This is a genomic window from Pseudomonas fulva, from assembly GCF_023517795.1.
GTDB classification, from domain to species: Bacteria; Pseudomonadota; Gammaproteobacteria; order Pseudomonadales; family Pseudomonadaceae; genus Aquipseudomonas; species Aquipseudomonas fulva_D.
On the sequence record NZ_CP082928.1, the window covers coordinates 3,957,224 to 3,978,217 of the forward strand.

Below are 20,994 nucleotides of genomic sequence, written 5' to 3' on the forward strand. Positions count from 1 at the left end.
ACGCCATCGCCTGTCGCACCCCTGTAAATCGCGGCCCGTGGCAAGTAGAATCACGGGCTTTCGAACAACCCCGTGGAGTGGATGGCATGGCGGACGTCAAAAAGGTAGTTCTGGCCTATTCCGGTGGCCTGGACACCTCGGTGATCCTCAAGTGGCTGCAAGATACCTATAACTGTGAAGTGGTGACCTTCACCGCCGATCTCGGTCAGGGCGAAGAGGTCGAGCCGGCCCGCGCCAAGGCCCAGGCCATGGGCGTCAAGGAAATCTACATCGACGACCTGCGCGAAGAATTCGTGCGCGATTTCGTGTTCCCGATGTTCCGCGCCAACACTGTCTACGAAGGCGAGTACCTGCTGGGTACCTCCATCGCCCGTCCGCTGATCGCCAAGCGCCTGATCGAGATCGCCAACGAGACCGGCGCCGACGCCATCTCCCACGGCGCCACCGGCAAGGGTAACGACCAGGTGCGTTTCGAACTCGGCGCCTACGCGCTCAAGCCAGGCGTGAAAGTCATCGCCCCTTGGCGCGAGTGGGATCTGCTGTCGCGTGAGAAGCTGATGGATTATGCCGAAAAGCATGCCATCCCGATCGAGCGTCACGGCAAGAAGAAGTCGCCGTACTCCATGGATGCCAACCTGCTGCACATCTCCTATGAAGGCGGCGTGCTGGAAGACACCTGGACCGAGCACGAAGAAGACATGTGGCGTTGGACCAAGTCGCCGGAAGCGGCGCCGGATACGCCGACCTACATCGAACTGACCTACCGCAACGGTGACATCGTCGCCATCGACGGCAAGGAGCTGAGCCCGGCCACCGTGCTGGCCGAGCTGAACCGCATCGGCGGCGAGAACGGCATCGGCCGTCTGGACATCGTCGAGAACCGTTTTGTCGGCATGAAGTCCCGCGGCTGCTACGAGACCCCGGGCGGCACCATCATGCTCAAGGCCCACCGCGCCATCGAGTCGATCACCCTCGACCGTGAAGTCGCGCACCTCAAAGACGAGCTGATGCCCAAGTACGCCAGCCTGATCTACAACGGCTTCTGGTGGAGCCCGGAGCGTCTGATGCTGCAGCAGATGATCGACGCCTCCCAGGCCAGCGTGAACGGCGTGGTACGCCTGAAACTGTACAAGGGCAACGTCATCGTCACCGGCCGCAAGTCCGACGACTCGCTGTTCGACGCCAACATCGCCACCTTCGAAGAAGACGGCGGCGCCTACAACCAGGCCGATGCGGCGGGCTTCATCAAGCTCAACGCCCTGCGCCTGCGTATCGCTGCCGGCAAGGATCGCAAGCTGCTGTAAGCGCTGGCATCCCGCTCAACGCGCCGCCCCGCATTTGCCGGGGCGGCGCTGGGCGATTCACGATTCTGTTTCCTTCACCCGCACCTCTTTTACCGCTCTGGCTCTACGGCCGGCAGGGGCGATGGGCTGTGGGCGTGATGATTTGATGTGCGGAATGCACCCGCCAGGCGTGCTAGCGGGTGCGGGGAGAGCGTCAGGCTTTGCGGGTCAGCGGTTGCTGATCGAATTCGACGCCGGCCAGGCCGCTCTTCATCAGGGCGCGGATGTTGCCGTGGTCGCTGCCTTCGGGGGTGGCCAGCACGCTGCGGTAGTGTTCGCCGAAGCACAGCAGGGCTTCCTGGTCGCTCAGGCCTTCGAGAAGGGCTAGGCCCAGGGTCTTGCACGAGCCTTCGTTCTGGCCGGCGGCGTTGCTCACTTCGCCGTTGCGAAAGGCGCTGGGCTGGTAGTCGTAGTGCTCGGCGACGAAGGCCAGGGTTTCGGCGAAGGCGAAGTGCTCGGCGCCCAGGCGGGCACGGAAGTCGTTCAGATGGCTCATGCGGATCCTTTCGGGTTCTTGGCGGTGAAGGCGGCCTGTTGCTCGGCGCTGGCTTCGGTCTGGTACCTGGCTTTCCACTCGGCGTAGGGCATGCCGTAGACCTCTTCACGGGCCTGGTCCGGGGTGATGGCGATGTCCAGGTCGTCGGCCGCGGCCTTGTACCACTTGGACAGGCAGTTGCGGCAGAAACCGGCCAGGTTCATCAGCTCGATGTTCTGCACGTCCGGGCGTTCGCGCAGGTGCTGAACCAGGCGGCGATAGGCGGCAGCTTCCAGTTCGAGGCGTTGTTGGTCGTTCATGGCGATGCTCTCTCCGGGAGGGATGGCGGCGATGATAGAAGCCGGCAGGCTGCTCGGCAACCGGGCGGCCGTGGCTCAGCGATGCCCGGCGAGGGTGATCGATACCGACTCGGCGAAGCGCAGGGCGTGGGGTTTGTCGACCTCCACCTCGGCGTAGCGCACGGCCTCGTGGGTCATCACCAGGTCGAGAATCTCCTGGGTCAGCCGCTCCAGCAGGGCGAAACGGTTGCCTTCCACGTGGGCGATGATGGCCTTGGTGATGGTGCGGTAGTTGAGGGCGTGTTCGATGTCGTTGTCACGCACCGCATCGACGGCAGGGTAGAGGATGGTCAGGTTGATCAACACGTCCTGCTTGTTGTTGATCTCCTCTTCCTTGATGCCGATGAAGGTGCGCAGGCACAAGTCCTTGACGCGGATGCGCGCCATGCCGGGTTCGAGTCTGGGCATCTTTACTTGCTCCGTCCGATCAGTTGCAGGAATTCGTGACGGGTATTGTAGGACTCGCGGAAGGCGCCGAGCATCACCGAGGTGCTCATCACCGAGTTCTGCTTCTCCACACCGCGCATCATCATGCACATGTGCTGGGCCTCGATGACCACGGCCACGCCGGCGGCCTGGGTGACCTCCTCGATGGCACTGGCGATCTGCCGGGTGAGGTTTTCCTGGATCTGCAGGCGGCGCGCGTACATGTCGACGATGCGCGCGATCTTCGACAGGCCGAGCACCTTGCCGGTGGGGATGTAGGCCACGTGCGCCTTGCCGATGAAGGGCAGCAGGTGGTGCTCGCACAGCGAGTAGAGTTCGACGTCCTTGACGATCACCATCTCGTCGCTGTCGGAGCTGAACAGCGCGCCGTTGACGACTTCCTCGAGGGTTTTCTCATAGCCGTTGCACAGGTACTGCATGGCCTTGGCGGCGCGCTTGGGGGTGTCGAGCAGGCCTTCGCGCTCGGGGTCTTCACCGAGGCCGAGGAGGATTTCACGGTAGTGGTTGGGCAGTAATGGGTTCATCGTCAGGGTCCTCGCGGCGCCTCATCTAAGGTGGCGGCCGCCGTTCACGGTCAGGGTGGTGCCAGTGATATAGGGGGTGTCCAGCAGGTAGCGCAGGCTCTGGTAGATCACCTGGGGGCCGGGTTCGAAGCCCAGGGCGGATTTGCTCAGGGCCTTGGCGCGGTATTGGGCGTCGTCGTCTTCGTTGAACATCAGCAGTGCCGGGGCGATGCCGTTGACCTTGATGGCTGGCGCCAAGCGCGCGGCGAACGACAGGGTCAGGCTGTCCAGGCCCGCCTTGCTGGCGCAGTAGGCCGGGCGGTTGGCGGAGCCCTTGCGCACCACGTCGTCGCTGATGTGGATGATGTCCGCCTGCGCGCTGCGCTGCAGCAGTTCGGCGCAGTGCAGGTTGATCAGGTAAGGCGCCAGCATGTGCACGGTGAACAGCTGCGCGAAGGCCGCCGCTTCCTCGCCAGGTGCTTCGGCGAACCAGGCCGAGGCGTTGTGCACGATCGCACGCAGGCTGTCGGTATGGCGCTTCAACTCCTCGATGAAGGCGAGGATGCTGGCTTCGTCGCGGAAATCGGCCTGCAGGGTCAGCGCCCCGCGCTCGCGCAGGCGCTGCAGGGCAGGCTTTTCGCGGCGAAAGGTCACGATCAGCGGGTGGCCATCGTCGAGCAGGCGCTCGGCGCAATGCAGGCCGACTCGCTGGCTGGCGCCGGTGATCAGGATCGGGGCGTTGCTGACGCTCATGGGTAGTCGACCGCAGGTAGGCGAAGAGGCGCCGCGATGAACGCCGGCTGGCCAGGTTGTACAACGTTATAGCAGCCGTACAACCTGTACAACCCTTCGAGCGCTACGGGCAAGCGAGGCGCCATCACCTTTTGCCGGCGACGGCGCCTAGGTCAACTGCTGGTCGAGGGGCTGGCTCGGCGCGGCAACGCGGCGCTGCGGGTTCCCTGCAGCCAGGGGGCGAGCAGGCGGGTGACCAGGGGAATGAACAGATAGGTCATCAGCGGCGTCAGGGCCAGGGTGCTGAGCAACACCCGGGTGATCAGCGACACATCCACCAGCAGGTTGCCGAACAACAGGTTGAAACACAATGACACCGGGAAGAAGGCCAGCCAGATGGCGATGGTCTGTTTCCAGCGTGGCGGTTGCCGCTGGCCACTGCCGAACCAGGCGTCGAGGCCCAGGGCACGGTGCTCGTGGGGTTGGGCGAACAGGCCTTTGCCACGCTCCAGCCAGGCACGTCGCGAGGCGGAGTGTTCCCAGGTGGCCATGGTGTGCTCGTCGGTAAAGCGGAAGATCATCTGGAATTCGTCGTCGCCAGGCGGTGGGGCGAGTACGCCGGAGCCCAGATAGCCGGGAAAGTCGGTGGCCAGCTGTTCGCCTTCGCGCAGCCAGGCGATGAAATCGTGATAGCGCTCGCTGGCGACGCGGCGCGCCACCATCAGGGTGACCGGTTCGGTAGACATCGTATATCTCCTGCTGAGCACATGGCCAGGGTAGGGCCAGGCGATAGGCGCGGTTCGGGGTGGTGAACCGCGTCGTGATTGCAGCAAGGATTATTCCTATTTCCGGCCAATTAGCTAGAGCAGTTCGCCGTCGGATCGAGAAAAGTGGCCAGGTGCCGCCATATACAAGGACGGCTGGCGACTTGCCGTTCGTCGGCAGGCACCGCCCGCACCGCTCGGCTTGCGGAAATTCACCTCAACTTTGCACCGGCTGGAGCAGTCAGGATTCGTTATGGAGCACTGCAGCCGGGTCCTTATCGCCTGTACAGGGCTTGTACAAGTAAAGTCAATGGCGGCTCGAGCTGGAGTAGACTTGTGAAATCCTGACCTCTGCAACGGTTTTTTCTATGTCCGATCTGGTTGGTTCTGCACCTTTCAACGTCAATGCTTTCAAGGAGGAGGACCTGTTCCCGATCCGCGAGGTGGCGCGGTTGACAGGCGTGAACCCGGTGACGCTGCGCGCCTGGGAACGGCGTTACGGCCTCATCCAGCCGGTGCGCACCGACAGCGGCCATCGGCTCTATTCGCCCGCTGACGTGGAAACGGTTCGCAGCGTGCTGGCGTGGATCGAGCGTGGCGTGCCGGTCAGCAAGGTCGGTCGCATCCTCACGCGCAACGAGACCACCCAGGCCAGCTCGACGCCCACCTACGAATCAGCCACCTCGGGCGAATGGGCGCAATGGCAGACTCGGCTGCTCGCGGCGGTGCAGGCGTTCGATGAGGCCGAGCTGGATCGCGTCTATGGCCAGGTGTTTTCCAGCTATCCGCTGTCGGTGACCTTCCAGGACATCATCATGCCGCTCTGGCAGCGGTTGCTGCTGCGTTACGGGCGCCCAGGCTATGGCAGCGAATGGCTGTTCTTCGACACCTACCTGCGTGGCCGGGTGTTGCAGCGGCTGCACAATCTGCGTGACCAGCCGGGGCATCGCCTGCTGCTGGTGGCTTTGCCAGGCCGCTGCCGCGAGTTGGAGCTGCTGGTGACCGGGCTGCTGCTCAACCCCACCGACGCCGCCGTGCACGTCCTTGGCATCGGCCAGGCGCTGGAGGAGTTGCCCCAGGTGTGCGCCAAGATGCAGCCGGTGGCCGTGGCGGTGTTTTCCAATCAGCCCCCGGCAGCCGATACCCAGCAGTTGCTGGAGCGCCTGTCGCTGAGCCTGGCCTGTCCGGTCGCGCTGGTAGGCGAGGGGGCGGATCTGTTGGAAGAGAGTTTCCGGGGTTCGCCGATCGCCTGTCTCGGCAGCGATGGGCCGTCTGATACGTCGTCGCCTGCGGCAGTTCCTGGCCGGGCGCCTGGATACCTGAAGCGGGTTACAGGCTGAGCGCGTGGGGGTACAGCTTGCGGTGCTGCTGGTAGAGATGCGCCTGGAGGCGTTCGCTGCTGTCCTCGTCAAGCGTCAGTTCGTAGGCGAGCAGGCCATCGTCGGTAATGCGCACCAGGCTGCCCTGCAGGATCACCGGTTCGACATCCTCGATATCCAGACCCAGGCTGAAGCGTTCGGGCGGTGAAGCCTTGGCCGTCTGTGCCACCAGCAGGCCGCTCAGCGACAACTCGTGAACCACCAGGCTGCTGGGCTGACCGTCACGGCGCAGCAACGGCTGCGGCGGGTCGAGCTGCAGGCGCCAGGCGCGGTGGAAGGAGCCTTCCTCGAAGATCTGCGGGATACCCAGTTCCAGGTGCGGGGTGTTCTGGGCATCGGTGATCAGGTGCGGCTTGAACGTCAGGCGCTGGTTGTCGATATGCGCCTCGATGGTCAGTTGCTCCTTGGCGGCGCAGCTGGCGAGCAGCTCGGCCGTCTGGCGCGCGGCATCGACCTGCAGAGCCGGGGCCGGTTCGGCTGGGGCGGGAGCGTTTTCCGTAAGCTGCTGGATGAATTCCATTTCGAGGGGGGTTAACAGCGACGAGTCCTGCATTACGACTTCTGCGCAAGGTGGTGGGACTCCCTTGTGACAACTCGTCGGATGTTTCGTTACCGTTACCGCGATTTTTTCAGTTCGGCCAGTTCGGCCCGCAGGGTTGTCAGCTCGGTTTCCAGGGCCTGTATGCGCTGCTGGGCTTCGACGTGCTCGCTGACATTCTTCTGGATGCCGATGAAATAGGTCAACTGGTCGGCTTCGTTGAACAGCGGAGTGATCGACAGCTCGTTCCAGAAAGTGCTGCCGTCCTTGCGGTAGTTGCGAATCACCTCGCGACAGGGCTGCCGGCTATGGATGGCCTTGCGGATCAGCGCGGCGGCGGGCTGATCACGGTCGTCGCCCTGCAGGAATCGGCAATCCTGGTAGAGAATTTCCTCGCTGCTGTAACCGGTAAGTCTTTCGAACGCCGGATTGGCATAGATGAGGATATGGTCCTCGCCTTCCTGTTCGGCGACGACGATGCCGTCGTTCGAGGCCTCGACCACCCGTTGCAGCAAGTTGGCATTGATCATCACAAGGGCCCCCGTCGATTTTCCACAGTCTACCAGAGGCGCACAGATTGCCGCCTGGCTGTGCACGGCAGCGGGCGAGGCGATGCGGCATAATGGGGCAGTTCTAGTCGATGGAGTTTCCATGAAAATCGCGATTCTCTCCGGTTCGGTCTACGGCACCGCTGAAGAAGTGGCCCGCCATGCCGAGTCGCTGCTCAAACAGGCCGGTATCGAAGCCTGGCACAACCCCCGCGCCACCCTCGAGGAGGTAAAGGCATTCGCGCCCGAAGCGTTTCTGGTGGTTACCTCGACCACCGGCATGGGCGAGCTGCCGGATAACCTGCAACCGCTGTATCACGATATCCGCGACCAGTTGCCGGCCTGGAGCGGGTTGCCAGGCGGGGTGATCGCCCTGGGTGATTCCAGCTACGGCGATACCTATTGCGCGGGCGGCGAACAGGCACGTGAGTTGTACGGCGAATTGGGCATTCGCGAAGTGCTGCCGATGCTGCGGATCGACGCCAGCGAAAGCGTCACGCCCGAGCAGGATGCCGAGCCCTGGATCGGCGAATTTGTCGGGATGTTGCAGAAAAGCGACCGTTTATCCTGATTTACGAACGTTGTCGAACGCAGGCCAGTCGGGTGTAGGGAGCGTTCGCTGTCATTGATGAAAGCGGATGAGCTTGCACACCAACTGGATGAAAGGTGACGACAATGAACAAGATGAAGATTCCTGCCCTCGTACTCAGCGGCCTGCTGGCCGGTGCCGTTCTGCCTGCCGTTGCGGATTCCAGCGCGCCGGCTCCGGGCACCACCACGCCGCAGCAGTCGACCACTCCGGGAGCTCCGCCTACCGATAACGGCATGATGACCCCAGGCACCCCGGCACCTGGTACCGATGGCACCACCACCACGCCGGGCACCGGTACCGGTACGGGCAATGGCACCGGTGCTGGCTCCGATCCGATGCCAGGCGGCACGGGCACCAACGGTGGTGGCACCGGCGGTTCGGGCAGCGGTACCGGCACGGGTACCGGTACCGGCGGCGGCACCGGTGGCGGCACTGGCGGTAGCGGTGGCGCAGGTGGCGCTGGTGGCGGCGCCGGTGGTTCCGGCCAGTAAGCCTCCCCAGGGGTGTGGGTGTTTCTGCCTCCATGGTCGGAGCACCCGCCCGCCTAGGGTCATGGGGCCCTAGCGGCTTGCCTTGATCCCGTATTTGCGCAGCCGTGTGGCAATGGCGCTGTGTGAAGTTTGCAGACGCGCTGCCAATTGCCTCGTCGAGGGATGGCTGGCGTAGTAGGTTTCCAACAATTCCTTTTCGAAGGCCGACACAGCCGCTTCCAGGCTGGTCACCTCACCCCCAGCCTGCTGCTGGGCTACCGCCGTCCCGGCAATGTCCAGATCACCGACCTGCACCAGATTGCTTTCGCAGATGGCCGCTGCCCGGAAAATCACGTTCTGCAACTGGCGCACGTTGCCCGGCCAGCGGTTGCCGAGCAGGGCCGGGTAGGTGTCAGGCGTGAGGCGACACTGGGTACGCTGGATCTGCGCGCAGGCCTGCTGCATGAAGTGGCGGGCCAGCAGCACGATGTCCTGGCCGCGCTCGCGCAGCGGCGGCACCTGCAGGTTCAGCACGTTGAGACGGTAGAACAGATCCTCGCGAAACTCCCCCTCGGTGACCATGCGCTCCAGATCGCGGTGGGTGGCGCTGATGATGCGCACGTTGACGCGCTCCTCCCGATCACCGCCGACCCGGCGAAAGGTGCCGTCACTGAGAAAGCGCAGCAGCTTGGCCTGCAGGTAGGGGGACATCTCGCCGATCTCGTCGAGAAACACCGTGCCGTGATTGGCCAGTTCCAGCAGCCCGGGCTTGCCACCGCGCTGGGCGCCGGTGAAGGCACCGGGGGCATAGCCGAACAGCTCGCTTTCGGCCAGGCTCTCCGGCAGCGCCGCGCAGTTGAGCGCCAGGAAGGGCGCGGCATGGCGCGGGCTCAGGGCATGGCAGGCGCGCGCCACCAGCTCCTTGCCGGTTCCGGTTTCGCCATGGATCAGCAGCGGGGCGTCCAGCGTCGCCACCCGCTGTGCCCGCGCTTTCAGGGTGCGGATCGGCGTCGAGTCGCCCAGTAGCGAGTCGAAGCCCTCGGCATGGTCATGGTGCAGCGCTGCCAGGCGCGCGCCGATGCGGCTGGGCTCGTAGAGGGTGAGCAGGGCGCCGGCCAGTTGGCCGGTTTCGGCGGTTTCGCTGATCGGCGCGGCGTCGAGCAGCAGCGCCTGGCCGTTGAGCGTCACCTCGCGCAGTGGCAGACGAAAATGCTGATCGAGCAGGGCCTGCTGCAAATCGGCGTCGGCGAACAACTCGCCCAGCGCTTCGCCCTCCGGCTCACGGCCACACAGGGCGATCAGTGCCGGGTTGGCCAGCAGCACCCGGCCGCCGCCATCGACGGCCAGTACCGGATCGCTCATGGCCGCCAGCAATGCATCGAGCTGCAGGCGCCGGCGTTGCCCGGGCAGGATATCGACCACCTTCACCGCCTGCACACCACGTACCTTGAACAGCGCATCGCGCAACTCTTCGAGCACCGCGGCGCTGAGGGTCGGCGCGTCGATATAGACGTTCGGCGGCACCATCTCCACGGCGTCGAGGTTGAGGTTGCGACCGCCCAGCAGGGCAAGCACTTCCTGGGTGATTCCAACGCGGTCGATAAAGGTGACGTGAATACGCATGACGGGCCGGGCGAGGGGATAACGGTGGCTCAGTATGCCCGGTCTGCGCCGCCCCTGTTAACCGCTGCGGATCGTTAACTTGAGCGTAACTATCTGTCGTCGGGCTTGATTGATGGGCTTCGCGGCGACTCCTAAGGTGCCCTCACGACAGCGGAACTCGTGGAGTCTTCAATGACAACAACCCTTTCCCCACCGCCGCAATGGTCGCGGCGCCGTGCCGAAAAGGCCCGGCGGCTCGATCAGGCGCGCCACCTCGCCGAGGGTGTGGTGCTGCCGGGCGACAGGATCGTCGCCGCCCTCGAAGCGCTGATCGCCCCCGGCGACCGCGTGGTGCTCGAAGGTAACAACCAGAAGCAGGCGGACTTCCTTTCCCGCTCCCTGGCCCAGGCCGATCCCGGGCGCCTGCACGACCTGCACATGATCATGCCCAGCGTCAGCCGCGCCGAGCACCTGGACCTGTTCGAGCGCGGCATCGCCCGCAAGCTCGACTTCTCCTTCGCCGGGCCGCAGAGCCTGCGCATCGGCCAGTTGCTGGAAGACGGCCTGCTGGAAGTCGGCGCCATCCACACCTACATCGAGCTGTACTCGCGCCTGCTGGTGGACCTGATCCCCAACGTCGCCCTGGTCGCCGGCTTCCAGGCCGACCGCTACGGCAACATCTATACCGGGCCGAGTACCGAGGACACCCCGGCGCTGGTCGAGCCCACCGCGTTCAGTGACGGCATCGTGATCTTTCAGGTCAACGAAATCGTCGACGAGCTGCCGCGGGTGGACATTCCCGCTTCCTGGGTGGACTTCGTGGTGGTGGCCGACAAGCCCTTCTATATCGAGCCGCTGTTCACCCGCGACCCGCGCCATATCAAGCCGGTACACGTACTGATGGCGATGATGGCGATCCGCGGCATCTACGAAAAACACAAGGTGCAGTCGCTCAACCATGGCATCGGCTTCAATACCGCTGCCATCGAGCTGATCCTGCCCACCTACGGTGAGTCCCTGGGCCTGAAGGGCAAGATCTGCCGCAACTGGACGCTCAACCCGCACCCGACGTTGATCCCGGCCATCGAGACCGGCTGGGTGGAAAGCGTGCACTGCTTCGGCACCGAGCTGGGTATGGAGGGCTATATCGCCCAGCGCCCGGACGTGTTCTTCACCGGCCGCGACGGCTCCATGCGCTCCAACCGCATGATGTGCCAGCTGGCCGGGCAGTACGCGGTCGACCTGTTTATCGGCGCCACCCTGCAGGTGGATGGTGATGGCCATTCCTCCACCGTGACCCGCGGCCGCCTGGCCGGCTTCGGCGGCGCGCCGAACATGGGCCACGACCCGCGCGGTCGACGCCACAGCACGCCGGCCTGGCTGGACATGGCGACGCCGGGCGGCGAAGGCCCGGTGACCCTGCTCGAACGTGGCAAGAAGCTGGTGGTGCAGATGGTCGAGACCTTCCAGGAGGGCGGCAAACCCACCTTCGTCGAGCGCCTGGATGCGGTGGACGTGGCGAAGAAGTCCGGCATGCCGCTGGCGCCGATCATGATCTACGGCGACGACGTCACTCACCTGCTCACCGAGGAAGGCATCGCCTACCTGTACAAGGCGCGCTCGCTGGAGGAACGCCAGGCGATGATCGCCGCGGTCGCCGGCGTCACCGCCATCGGCCTGCGTCATGACCCGAAAGCCACCGCACGCATGCGTCGGGAAGGGCTGATCGCCCTGCCCGAAGACCTCGGCATTCGCCGCACCGACGCCAGCCGCGAACTGCTTGCGGCCAAAAGCATCGCCGAGCTGGTCGAGTGGTCGGGGGGGCTCTACAACCCGCCCGCCAAGTTCAGGAGCTGGTGATGAATGCACTGACTGCAATTCAGCCTCAGCTCTCTTTAGGCGACTGGCTGGCGGATCTGGCCGTCGACGCGCTGATCGACGAGGCCGACCTGTCGCCCAAGCCGGGGTTGGTGGACCGTCGTGGCAGCGGCGCCCATACCGACCTGCACCTGGGCCTGATGCATGCCTCGGCGCTGGCTCTGTGGCCCAGTTTCAAGGCCATGGCCGAGGCCGCCCAGCAACGGGGCGAGATCGATCTGCATCTGCGTGAGTCGGTTGGCCGTATCGGCCGCGAAGGCGAGGAGGAGATGCTGCGCGTTACCGGCGGCGTCAACACCCACCGCGGCGCGATCTGGGCGCTGGGCCTGCTCAGCAGTGCTGCCGCGCTGGACGTTCGAACCCTGTCACCGGCCCAGGTGGCCGTGCGCGCCGCGCGTCTGGCTCTGCTCGATGACCGCGCTGCACCGCTCACTGGCGACAGCCATGGCGCCCAGGCCTGCCGCCGGTACGGCGTGTACGGGGCCCGTGAGGAAGCGCAGCTGGGTTTCCCCGCGGTGCTCCAGCAGGCGCTGCCGCAACTGGCGCGCAGCCGCGCCGCCGGGGCAGGGGAGCAGAACGCTCGCCTCGATGCGCTGCTGGCGATCATGACCCAACTGGCCGACACCTGCGTGCTCTACCGCGCGGGCATGGCCGGGCTGATGCGCATGCAGAGCGGTGCCCGCGCGGTGCTCGCCGCCGGCGGCTGCGCCAGCCTCGACGGTCGCCGCTGCCTGCGCGAGCTGGAGCGCGACATGCTGCACCTGCGTGCCTCGCCTGGCGGTGCTGCCGATCTGCTCGCCGCCACCCTGTTCCTCGACCGCCTGCAGCATGGGCTGCCGGCGCCGCTTGGGAGTCTGTGAAATGGAAACCCTGTCTTTTCGATTTCCCGCCGGGCAACCGGCTCAGGGCCGTGCGCTGGTGGGCTGCGTCGGCTCCGGCGACCTGGAAGTGATGCTCGAACCCGGCCTGGCCGGCACGCTGGCCATTGAGGTGGTCACCTCGGTCAACGGCAGTTCGCCACGCTGGCAGCTGCTGTTCGAGCGCATGTTCGGTGAGCAGCAACTGCCGGCGTTGAACATCGCCATTCATGATTTCGGCGCCACGCCCGGCGTGGTGCGCCTGCGCCTGGAACAGGGCCTGGAGGAACTCAACCATGGCTGAGCAGAACATCCAGCGCCTGTTGGCGCAGCGCAGTTTCACCGAACTCGGTGCCCGTGAGCGGGCTCGCGCACTGCTCGATGCCGGCAGCTTCCGTGAACTGCTCGACCCCTTCGCCCGGCTGATGTCGCCCTGGCTGCCCAAGCAGGGCATCGTGCCTCAGGCCGATGACGGCGTGGTGGTGGCCAAGGGTTCGCTCGACGGCCAGCCTGCGGTGATCATCGCCATCGAAGGGGCGTTCCAGGGCGGCAGCCTCGGTGAGGTGGGCGGCGCGAAGATCGCAGGCAGCCTCGAGTTGGCCTCCGAAGACAACCGCAATGGCACACCGACCCGCGCCGTGCTGCTGCTGGAAACCGGCGGCGTGCGCTTGCAGGAAGCCAACCTGGGCCTGGCGGCCATTGCCGAGATCCAGGCCGCCATCGTCGAGCTGCGCCAGTACCAGCCGGTGATCGGCCTGGTGGCCGGCCCGGTCGGCTGCTTCGGCGGCATGTCCATCGCCGCCGGGCTGTGCAGCTACCTGCTGGTCACCCGCGAAGCGCGCCTGGGGCTCAACGGCCCCCAGGTGATCGAGCAGGAAGCCGGGCTGGACGAGTACGATTCCCGCGATCGTCCGTTCATCTGGAGCCTGACCGGTGGTGAGCAGCGCCACGCCAGCGGCCTGGTCGACGGCTATGTGGCCGATGATGTCGAGGCCATTCGCCGCGAGCTGCATGGGCTGTTCGCCAAGGGCAAACCGGCCCAGGAACGCAGCCGTCGCCACGCCTGGTTCCTCGAGCGCCTGCGGGCCGTCGACACCGCCGTTCAGGCCGATGCCGCTGCCGTACGCAGCGCCTACCAGGGAGCATGAGCATGACAACTGCACAGCAACAACGCGGCCTGCACTGGTTCCAGGCCCTGGCGGGCGATGCCCAGCCGCTGGGCGGCCTGCCTGCTTCATTGCGGGTCGCCGACGCGGAGCTGGCCGGCCAGCCAGTGCGCTATATCGCGGTGATCGCCGACGCCAGCAACCCGTTTCCCCGGGCCCGTAATGGCGAGGTCGGCCTGCTCGAGGGCTGGGGCCTGGCCCAGGCCGTGGATGAGGCCATCGAGGCGGATCGCGACTCCCCGAACAAGCGCGCGCTGGTCGCCATCGTCGACGTGCCGAGCCAGGCCTACGGGCGCCGCGAGGAAGCCTATGGCATTCACCAGGCCCTGGCCGGCGCTGTGGACGCCTATGCCCGTGCCCGCCTGGCCGGCCATGGGGTGATCGGCCTGCTGGTTGGCAAGGCCATGTCCGGCGCCTTTCTCGCCCACGGCTACCAGGCCAACCGGCTGATCGCCCTGCGCGATGCCGGGGTGATGGTGCATGCCATGGGCAAGGCCGCCGCCGCGCGCATCACCCTGCGCAGCGTCGACGAGCTGGAGGCGCTGGCCGCCAGCGTGCCGCCGATGGCCTATGACCTGGATAACTACGCCTCGCTCGGCCTGCTGGCGGAGGTGCTGGATGTCGAACAGGCCGCGCAGCCGACCGCTGCTGACCTGGCTCGTGTGCAGGACGCCCTGGGCCGTGCCCTGGCCGATCTGGCCAGCAGCCCGCGGGACCTGCGCAACCGCTTGGGCGCCGCCAATCGCGCGGCCTCCGCCCAGGTGCGTGAACTGCTGCGCGCGCAGTGGTAGGAGCCGGTCATGCAGCCTCCCCATCCACATGACCTGCTCTGGGGCCTGCGCCCCGAGCAGCTGCCAGAGGAGGCGCCAGCCTGGGCGCGCGCCGCTCTGGGCGAACAGGTGCCGGTGGTGGTGCGGCGAGCCCCGGCCGAGGCCGGCTGGGTGGCGGTGGGGGTTCGCGGCAGCGCCCGTGAACACCGCTATGGCACCTGGATGCGCCTGGGCGAGATCAGCCGCCTGGTCAGCCCACAGGCTATCGCCAGGGCAGGGCGCTGGCGCAACCATAGCCAGCCGCACTGGCCGGCGCTGCGCGCCCTGAGCGGGCTGGCACCATGTTTCGATGCCCTGGGCCTGGCCTGGGGCATCACCGGCAGCCTGGGTTTTGAACTGGCCAGTGGCATTGCCGCCGCGCACCCGGACAGTGATCTCGATCTGTCGCTGCGTGCACCCCGGCACCTGCCACGCGATTGGGCACGGTCGCTTTGCCGTTCGCTGGACGAGGCGCCGGCGCGTATCGATCTGCAACTGGAAACACCCAATGGCGCCGTGGCCCTGCGCGAATGGGCCGGCACGGCGCCACGTGTGCTGTTGAAAACTCAGGATGGCCCATTGCTGGTCAGCGATCCCTGGCAACTGCAGCAGGTGGCGGCGTGAGTACGCTCTGGGCCTTTCCCGGCCAGGGCGCGCAGCAGCCCGGCATGCTGCATGACCTGCCGGCTGACCCCGTCGTTCAGGCATGCCTGGCGGAAGCCGAGGGTCTGCTCGGCGAGCCGCTCGCCGGCCTGGATTCTGCCGAGGCGCTGCAAGGCACACGCGCCGTGCAACTGTGCCTGCTGATTGCCGGGGTGGCCGGTGCCCGTCTGTTGAAAGCCCGTGGCCTGGCGCCCGATTACGTTGCGGGCCTCTCGATCGGCGCCTATGCCGCGGCGGTCGTCGCCGATGCGCTGAGTTTCACCGATGCACTGCGCCTGGTCGCCCTGCGCGGCCAGCTGATGCAGCAGGCCTATCCCCAGGGCCACGGCATGACGGCGGTCCTCGGTCTCGACCTGAATACCCTCGAGGGCTTGCTGGCTGAGGTGAATGGCCCGCAGTCGCCCGTGTTCCTGGCCAATATCAATGCCGAAAACCAGCTGGTGATCGCCGGTAGCCACCCGGCGATGCAGGCGGTCGGTGAGCGTGCCCGGGCCGCTGGCGCGGGAGCGGTAAAGCCGCTGGCGGTCAGTGTGCCTTCCCATTGCGTGCTGCTTGCCGAGCCGGCGGCAAGGCTCGGCGAAGCGTTTGCCAGCGTGACCCTGCGGCGCCCCGCGGTGCGTTATCTGAGTGGCAATACCGCGCGGCTGTTGAGCGAGCCTGAGGCCCTGCGGGACGACCTGGCCAACAACATGTGCCGGGTCGTGAACTGGTCCGGCGTTCTACACGTCGCTTTTGAACGGGGCGTGCGGCTGCACCTCGAACTGCCGCCCGGCAGCGTGCTCAGTGGCCTGGCGCGGCGTGTGTTCGAGCCGGCAATGGTCGTCGCCTTTCAGGGCGCGCGCCTGGATACGTTGGAGGCGCTGCTGCGTCAGGAGGTGAACCAGAGCCGATAACGACGTCCGATTGCCGAAGCACAAGAACAATAACTTCGATGCGTCAACGAGGATAAAAGCAATGATCACCTACCGACGGATTTCACTCGCCATCCTTACCCTGGACTGCTTCAGCCGGCCGCCGGCCGGTGTGCAACGGGCGGCAATTGCCTGGGTGCGCCCATGAGCGGGCGCGCAGCATCGCAAGGCCAGGCAGTACCCATGGATGGCGCCTCGCCATCGGATGAAACCAACCAGCTGTTGGGGGAGGGTGTATGAGTCCGGAAATCGCAACGATCATCGGTCTGGTGATCATGTTCATCGTGGCCACGGCACTGCCCATCAACATGGGCGCCGTCGGCTTTGCCCTGGCCTTTATCGTCGGCGGTATCTGGGTCGGCATGGGGGGTAAGGAGGTTCTTGCGGGGTTCCCCGCCGATCTGTTCCTGACCCTGGTCGGCATCACCTATCTGTTCGCCATCGCCCAGAAGAACGGCACCATCGACCTGCTGGTGCATTGGGCGGTGAAGGGTGTGCGCGGTCATATCGTGGCCATTCCGTGGGTGATGTTCGTCGTCACCGCCGTGCTCACCGCCTTTGGCGCACTGGGCCCGGCGGCGGTGGCGATCATCGGCCCGGTGGCGCTGCGTTTTGCCAAGCAGTACCAGATCAACCCGCTGATGATGGGCCTGCTGGTGATCCACGGCGCCCAGGCGGGCGGCTTCTCGCCGATCAGCGTGTACGGCGGCATCACCAACCAAGTGGTGCAGAAGGCCGGGCTGGACGTCACGGAAATGGCCGTGTTCCTCACCAGCCTGGGCTTTAACCTGCTGATGGCCTTTATCTGCTTCTTCGCCTTCGGTGGCATCGCCCTGCTGCGCCGTGGTCGTGCGGTGGCCGATGAGCCCTTGATCGCCGGCGTGCAGGCGTCGTCCCGGCAGTTTGCCATCGAGGGCCATGGCGCGGTGGTCAGTGCCGGCGGCGGCACGTTGTCCAATAACCCGCAGGCGCTGGATGAGGTGCGCATCAACCGCGATCACCTGATCACCCTGGCCGGCCTGCTGGGCCTGGGCATCGCCGCGCTGGTGTACGACCTCAACGTCGGCCTGGTGGCGATCACCGTCGCCGTCGCCATCGCAGTGATCTCGCCGTCCGCGCAAAAGGGCGCGGTGGACGGCATCAGCTGGTCCACGGTGCTGTTGATCAGCGGCGTGGTGACCTATGTGGCCGTGCTGCAGAAGGCCGGTGCGGTCGACTTCGTCGGCCACGGCGTCAGTGCCATCGGTATTCCGCTGCTGGGGGCGCTGCTGGTCTGCTATGTCGGCGGCATCGTTTCCGCCTTCGCGTCGTCGGCGGCGGTGCTGGGCGCCACCATCCCCCTGGCAGTGCCGTTCCTGATGCAGGGCCAGCTCGGTGCGGCAGGCGTGATCTGCGCGCTGGCGGTGTCTTCTACTGTGGTGGACGTCAGCCCGTTCTCCACCAACGGCGCCTTGGTGGTGGCCTCGGCGGCGAAGGAAGAGCGCGAAGCCCTGTTCCGCCGCTTCCTGGTCTACAGCGGCCTGGTGGTGGCCTTCGGCCCGCTGCTGGCCTGGCTGCTGTTCGTGGTGCCGGGCTGGATGTAAGCCCGGCGCGGGTGGCGAACGTGGCTCGTCACCTGCCGAGCGCCCGGCCTCAGGCCGTCTGCCCCAGGCTGTACATGCGGCATTCTGCCAGCAGCGCGAGCAGGTTGGGGTCGCGCTCCTTGGCTTTCAGGAACACCACGCCGATATGTTGCTGCAGGTGATACTTGGCCTGCAGCGCAATCAGTTTCACGCGGTTCTCGTACACCGCCGCGATGCGCCCGGGCAGCAGCGCGTAGCCCACGCCGGAACTGACCATGCTGAGCAGGGTGAAGATGTCGTTCACCTGCATCGCCACGTTGGGCTCGAAGCCCGCCTGTTCGAATACCCGCACGCCGTCCTGATGGGTGGCGAAACCCTGGGTCAGGGTGATGAAGGTGGATTCGCGCAGGTCGGCCAGATCCACTTCGGCCTGCTCGGCAAAGGGCGAATCCACCGGCACGGCGAGAAAGATGTCGTCGGAGAACAGCGGCAACTGCTCGCAGTCGGGGTGCGGTTCGGCATCGTTGAGGGCGACCAGAATGGCGTCCAGCTCCATGTTCCTGAGCTTGTACATCAGGTCGACGTTGGAGCCCAGGATCAGGTCGATATTGAGTTCGCTGCGCCGCAGCTTCAGGCCCATGATCAGTTGCGGCACGGTCTTGACCGTCAGCGAGTAGAGCGAGCCGAGCTTGAAGCGCTCGGCACCGAAACCCGCGGCCTCACGGGCCAGGCGCACCATGTCCTGGGCGTCCTGGATCAGCTTCTGGGCTTTCTCTTCCAGCACGTAGGCGCTTTCCAGCGGGATCAGGTTGCGGCCCTGGTGCTTGAACAGCGGGCAACGCAGGGCATTTTCCAGGGAGTGGATGGCGCGGTGCACGCTGACGTTACTGGTGTTGAGTTCACTGGCCGCACGGGCCAGGTTGCCGCTGCGCATGAAGGCCAGAAAGATTTCCAGCTTCTTGAGCGTCAGTTCCTCATCGATCTGCATGGGCCAGATCCAATCCTTGGTGAGACGGAAGTGGCCCGATTGTGCCGCAGATGATCGGCGCCGTGGCGAATCAGCCGCAGGCGATGCGCTCGATGACTTCGGCTTCGGTGATGTCGATGTTCAGGCGCTGGGAATCGTAGTCCAGGGTCACCATGTCGCCGGGCGACAGCACGCGGGCGGTGCGCGCGCCGGACTGTTCACGGGCCTGTTCGACGATTTCGGCGGTGGCCACCTGGCCGAGCAGGTTCTGCGCGGCTTCGGCACTGCATTTGCCGTTGCTGTTGGCGGGTTTCGACGCCTGGGTGGGTGCTGTGTCGGTCGAACTGCAGCCGGCGAGCAGGGCGAGCAGAGCGGCGCCGCCAATCAGGTGTTTGAAAGCCATTGCATGATCCTTGTGTGTGAAGGGTTCGCGGTGAAGTGCATGAGTGTGCCGTGTATCGGACTCGGTTGTCGTGCCCGTGTTCCGAATTTGGCCAATGGCGGCGTGAGCCTGCGTGCGCATGGTCGGCGTTTGTAACGCGCGCAGGCGGCAGCCGCTCGCGCATCGCCATGATCGCAGTCGTCAGGCGGCTCAGCGGGCCGGGCAACATTTCTTTACAATGGCCCGCTGTTTTCAGGATCGAGGCCTATCCGTGCAAGCGGTCATTTCCATTCAGCAGTTGAACAAGACCTACGCGTCCGGCCACCCGGCGCTCAAATCCATCGACCTGGACATCCGCCAGGGCGAGATCTTCGCGTTGCTCGGCCCCAATGGGGCGGGCAAGACCACGCTGATCAGCATCATCTGCGGCATCGTCAATCCGGGCAGCGGCTCGGTGACGGTGGCCGGCCACGACATCCTGCGCGACTACCGCGCGGCCCGCTCGAAGATCGGCCTGGTACCCCAGGAACTGTTCAACGAGGGCTTCGAGAGCGTGTGGGCGGCGGTGCGTTTCAGCCGCGGGCTGTTCGGCAAGGCGCCTGACGATGCCTACCTGGAGCAGCTGCTGCGCGACCTGTCGTTGTGGGAAAAGAAGGATGCGCGGATCTTCGAACTGTCCGGTGGCATGAAGCGCCGGGTGATGATCGCCAAGGCGCTGTCGCACCAGCCCGAGATCCTGTTTCTCGACGAGCCGACCGCCGGCGTCGACGTCGAGCTGCGCCGCAACATGTGGGACATGGTGCGCAAGCTGCGCGAGCGTGGGGTAACCATCATCCTCACCACCCACTACATCGAGGAAGCCGAGGAGATGGCCGACCGCATCGGCGTGATCCGCAAGGGCGAGATCATTCTGGTGCAGGACAAGGACACCCTCATGCGCCAGCTCGGCCAGAAGCAGCTGACCCTGCACCTGCAGCAACCATTGGGCGAACTGCCGCCTGCGTTGCAGCGCGATGACCTGCAGTTGCGCGACGACGGCCATGAGCTGGTCTACAGCTTCGATGGTCAGCAGGAGGACACCGGCATCGCCGAGCTGCTGCAGGTCTTGGCCCAGCACGGCATCGCCTTCAAGGATCTGCAGTCGAGCGAGAGCTCGCTGGAAGATATTTTCGTCAGTCTCGTGAAGGAGCAGGCATGAATTTCTACGCGATCCGCGCCATCTACCTGTTCGAGCTGGCGCGCACCTGGCGCACCCTGCTGCAGAGCATCGCCACCCCGGTGATCACCACCTCGCTGTACTTCGTGGTGTTCGGCTCGGCCATCGGCTCGAGCATGACCCAGGTGCATGGCGTCAGCTATGGCGCCTTCATCATTCCCGGGCTGATCATGCTGGCGCTGCTCACCGAGAGCATTTCCAACGCCTCGTTCGGCATCTACATGCCCAAGTACTCGGGCACCATCTACGAGGTGCTGTCGGCGCCGATTTCCTACCTGGAAATTCTCGTCGGCTATGTCGGTGCGGCGGCCACCAAGTCCATCGTGCTCGGTTTGATCATCCTCGCCACGGCGCGGCTGTTCGTCGACTTCGAGATTCTCCACCCCTTCTGGATGCTGGCCTTCCTGGTGCTCACGGCGCTGACCTTCAGCCTGTTCGGCTTCATCATCGGGGTGTGGGCCGATGGCTGGGAGAAGCTGCAGATCGTGCCGGCGCTGATCGTCACGCCGCTGACCTTTCTCGGCGGCAGCTTCTACTCGATCAGCATGCTGCCGCCGGTGTGGCAGACGGTGACCCTGTTCAACCCCGTGGTGTACCTGATCAGCGCGTTTCGCTGGAGCTTCTACGGCGTGTCGGACGTCAACGTGATGGTCAGCCTGGGCATGATCCTGGGCTTTCTGCTGGCTTGCATTCTCACCGTCGGGTGGATCTTTAAAACCGGCTACCGCCTCAAGAGCTGATGCCATGGCCCTGCGCTCGATCAGGCCGCGCAGGGTTGGGCAGCGCCCTGCTTTCATGCCATTATCCGGCGCAGAAGAATGCCGAGAATGC

The 20,994-nt window shown here is 65.5% G+C and carries 24 protein-coding genes and 1 pseudogene; 14 read left to right on the plus strand and 11 right to left on the minus strand.

What is annotated here, in order from left to right:
* Positions 1 to 86 precede the first annotated feature (86 nt).
* Entirely contained in the window at positions 87 to 1,304 is a 1,218-nt protein-coding gene (locus K8U54_RS18215) for an argininosuccinate synthase (RefSeq protein ID WP_249907135.1), read from the plus strand.
* 193 nt (positions 1,305 to 1,497) lie between these two features.
* Here K8U54_RS18215 and K8U54_RS18220 read toward each other — a convergent pair whose 3' ends face one another.
* The 6 genes from K8U54_RS18220 to K8U54_RS18245 all read right to left on the minus strand — a co-directional run bounded on the left by K8U54_RS18220 (position 1,498) and on the right by K8U54_RS18245 (position 4,605).
* Positions 1,498 to 1,839 carry a HopJ type III effector protein gene (locus K8U54_RS18220; RefSeq protein ID WP_249907136.1) on the minus strand — a complete coding sequence of 114 codons (342 nt, stop codon included), beginning with the start codon at positions 1,837 to 1,839 and terminating at the stop codon, positions 1,498 to 1,500.
* A complete protein-coding gene (locus tag K8U54_RS18225) occupies positions 1,836 to 2,138 on the minus strand; it encodes a DUF1244 domain-containing protein (RefSeq protein WP_249907137.1) in 303 nt (100 codons plus the stop codon). Before K8U54_RS18225 ends, K8U54_RS18220 begins: the two co-directional genes overlap by 4 nt.
* 75 nt (positions 2,139 to 2,213) lie before the next feature.
* Positions 2,214 to 2,585 carry a dihydroneopterin triphosphate 2'-epimerase gene (gene folX, locus K8U54_RS18230; RefSeq protein ID WP_249907138.1) on the minus strand — a complete coding sequence of 124 codons (372 nt, stop codon included), beginning with the start codon at positions 2,583 to 2,585 and terminating at the stop codon, positions 2,214 to 2,216.
* A gap of 2 nt (positions 2,586 to 2,587) precedes the next feature.
* Entirely contained in the window at positions 2,588 to 3,148 is a 561-nt protein-coding gene (gene folE / locus K8U54_RS18235; protein WP_249907139.1) for a GTP cyclohydrolase I FolE, read from the minus strand.
* Positions 3,149 to 3,169: 21 nt separating this feature from the next.
* The gene (folM, locus tag K8U54_RS18240) at positions 3,170 to 3,880 is read right to left on the minus strand and encodes a dihydromonapterin reductase (protein WP_249907140.1); all 711 of its coding nucleotides are present in this window, start codon (positions 3,878 to 3,880) and stop codon (positions 3,170 to 3,172) included.
* Between the two features lie 152 nt (positions 3,881 to 4,032).
* Entirely contained in the window at positions 4,033 to 4,605 is a 573-nt protein-coding gene (locus K8U54_RS18245; RefSeq protein ID WP_249907141.1) for an antibiotic biosynthesis monooxygenase, read from the minus strand.
* 386 nt (positions 4,606 to 4,991) lie between these two features.
* On the opposite strand from K8U54_RS18245, the pseudogene K8U54_RS18250 reads away from it, so the two are divergent.
* Positions 4,992 to 5,946: pseudogene (locus K8U54_RS18250) on the plus strand (MerR family transcriptional regulator).
* Between the two features lie 6 nt (positions 5,947 to 5,952).
* Here K8U54_RS18250 and K8U54_RS18255 read toward each other — a convergent pair.
* Both K8U54_RS18255 and K8U54_RS18260 read right to left on the minus strand, forming a co-directional pair.
* Positions 5,953 to 6,555 (minus strand): hypothetical protein, encoded by a 603-nt coding sequence (locus tag K8U54_RS18255; RefSeq protein ID WP_249907142.1) that lies wholly within the window; start codon positions 6,553 to 6,555, stop codon positions 5,953 to 5,955.
* A 62-nt stretch (positions 6,556 to 6,617) separates the two neighbouring features.
* Positions 6,618 to 7,070, minus strand: a complete 453-nt coding sequence (locus K8U54_RS18260) for a PAS domain-containing protein (RefSeq protein WP_249907143.1) — start codon at positions 7,068 to 7,070, stop codon at positions 6,618 to 6,620.
* A gap of 121 nt (positions 7,071 to 7,191) precedes the next feature.
* On the opposite strand from K8U54_RS18260, the gene K8U54_RS18265 reads away from it, so the two are divergent.
* Together K8U54_RS18265 and K8U54_RS18270 are read left to right on the plus strand one after the other, a co-directional pair.
* Positions 7,192 to 7,659: a flavodoxin gene (locus K8U54_RS18265; protein ID WP_249907144.1), complete on the plus strand. Its 468-nt coding sequence runs from the start codon at positions 7,192 to 7,194 to the stop codon at positions 7,657 to 7,659.
* 104 nt (positions 7,660 to 7,763) lie between these two features.
* Positions 7,764 to 8,171: a hypothetical protein gene (locus tag K8U54_RS18270; RefSeq protein ID WP_249907145.1), complete on the plus strand. Its 408-nt coding sequence runs from the start codon at positions 7,764 to 7,766 to the stop codon at positions 8,169 to 8,171.
* Positions 8,172 to 8,240: 69 nt separating this feature from the next.
* Here the strand turns inward: K8U54_RS18270 and K8U54_RS18275 are convergent, their stop codons facing one another.
* Entirely contained in the window at positions 8,241 to 9,773 is a 1,533-nt protein-coding gene (locus K8U54_RS18275; protein WP_249907146.1) for a sigma-54-dependent transcriptional regulator, read from the minus strand.
* A 171-nt stretch (positions 9,774 to 9,944) separates the two neighbouring features.
* On the opposite strand from K8U54_RS18275, the gene mdcA reads away from it, so the two are divergent.
* From mdcA to K8U54_RS18315, 8 genes are all read left to right on the plus strand, one after another.
* Positions 9,945 to 11,612 carry a malonate decarboxylase subunit alpha gene (gene mdcA / locus K8U54_RS18280; protein ID WP_249907147.1) on the plus strand — a complete coding sequence of 556 codons (1,668 nt, stop codon included), beginning with the start codon at positions 9,945 to 9,947 and terminating at the stop codon, positions 11,610 to 11,612.
* On the plus strand, positions 11,612 to 12,490 hold the full coding sequence (locus K8U54_RS18285) for a triphosphoribosyl-dephospho-CoA synthase (protein ID WP_249907148.1): 879 nt from the start codon (positions 11,612 to 11,614) through the stop codon (positions 12,488 to 12,490). The genes mdcA and K8U54_RS18285 overlap by 1 nt, the downstream gene beginning before the upstream one ends.
* Before the next feature lies 1 nt (position 12,491).
* A complete protein-coding gene (locus K8U54_RS18290; protein WP_249907149.1) occupies positions 12,492 to 12,791 on the plus strand; it encodes a malonate decarboxylase subunit delta in 300 nt (99 codons plus the stop codon).
* Positions 12,784 to 13,635 (plus strand): biotin-independent malonate decarboxylase subunit beta, encoded by an 852-nt coding sequence (locus tag K8U54_RS18295; protein WP_249907150.1) that lies wholly within the window; start codon positions 12,784 to 12,786, stop codon positions 13,633 to 13,635. Before K8U54_RS18290 ends, K8U54_RS18295 begins: the two co-directional genes overlap by 8 nt.
* A gap of 2 nt (positions 13,636 to 13,637) precedes the next feature.
* Entirely contained in the window at positions 13,638 to 14,444 is an 807-nt protein-coding gene (gene mdcE / locus K8U54_RS18300; RefSeq protein WP_249907151.1) for a biotin-independent malonate decarboxylase subunit gamma, read from the plus strand.
* A gap of 9 nt (positions 14,445 to 14,453) precedes the next feature.
* Entirely contained in the window at positions 14,454 to 15,086 is a 633-nt protein-coding gene (locus K8U54_RS18305; RefSeq protein ID WP_249907152.1) for a malonate decarboxylase holo-ACP synthase, read from the plus strand.
* Positions 15,083 to 16,018, plus strand: coding sequence for a malonate decarboxylase subunit epsilon (gene mdcH, locus K8U54_RS18310; protein WP_249907153.1), 936 nt, complete (start codon positions 15,083 to 15,085; stop codon positions 16,016 to 16,018). Before K8U54_RS18305 ends, mdcH begins: the two co-directional genes overlap by 4 nt.
* A gap of 254 nt (positions 16,019 to 16,272) precedes the next feature.
* The gene (locus tag K8U54_RS18315) at positions 16,273 to 17,619 is read left to right on the plus strand and encodes an SLC13 family permease (RefSeq protein ID WP_249907154.1); all 1,347 of its coding nucleotides are present in this window, start codon (positions 16,273 to 16,275) and stop codon (positions 17,617 to 17,619) included.
* Between the two features lie 49 nt (positions 17,620 to 17,668).
* Here the strand turns inward: K8U54_RS18315 and K8U54_RS18320 are convergent, their stop codons facing one another.
* The gene (locus K8U54_RS18320) at positions 17,669 to 18,586 is read right to left on the minus strand and encodes a LysR family transcriptional regulator (RefSeq protein ID WP_249907155.1); all 918 of its coding nucleotides are present in this window, start codon (positions 18,584 to 18,586) and stop codon (positions 17,669 to 17,671) included.
* Between the two features lie 70 nt (positions 18,587 to 18,656).
* Positions 18,657 to 18,968: an I78 family peptidase inhibitor gene (locus tag K8U54_RS18325; RefSeq protein ID WP_249907156.1), complete on the minus strand. Its 312-nt coding sequence runs from the start codon at positions 18,966 to 18,968 to the stop codon at positions 18,657 to 18,659.
* 250 nt (positions 18,969 to 19,218) lie between these two features.
* Here K8U54_RS18325 and K8U54_RS18330 point away from each other — a divergent pair, with 250 nt between their 5' ends.
* Both K8U54_RS18330 and K8U54_RS18335 read left to right on the plus strand, forming a co-directional pair.
* Positions 19,219 to 20,145 carry an ABC transporter ATP-binding protein gene (locus tag K8U54_RS18330; protein WP_249907157.1) on the plus strand — a complete coding sequence of 309 codons (927 nt, stop codon included), beginning with the start codon at positions 19,219 to 19,221 and terminating at the stop codon, positions 20,143 to 20,145.
* The gene (locus K8U54_RS18335; RefSeq protein ID WP_249907158.1) at positions 20,142 to 20,903 is read left to right on the plus strand and encodes an ABC transporter permease; all 762 of its coding nucleotides are present in this window, start codon (positions 20,142 to 20,144) and stop codon (positions 20,901 to 20,903) included. Before K8U54_RS18330 ends, K8U54_RS18335 begins: the two co-directional genes overlap by 4 nt.
* The last annotated feature ends 91 nt before the right edge of the window (positions 20,904 to 20,994 follow it).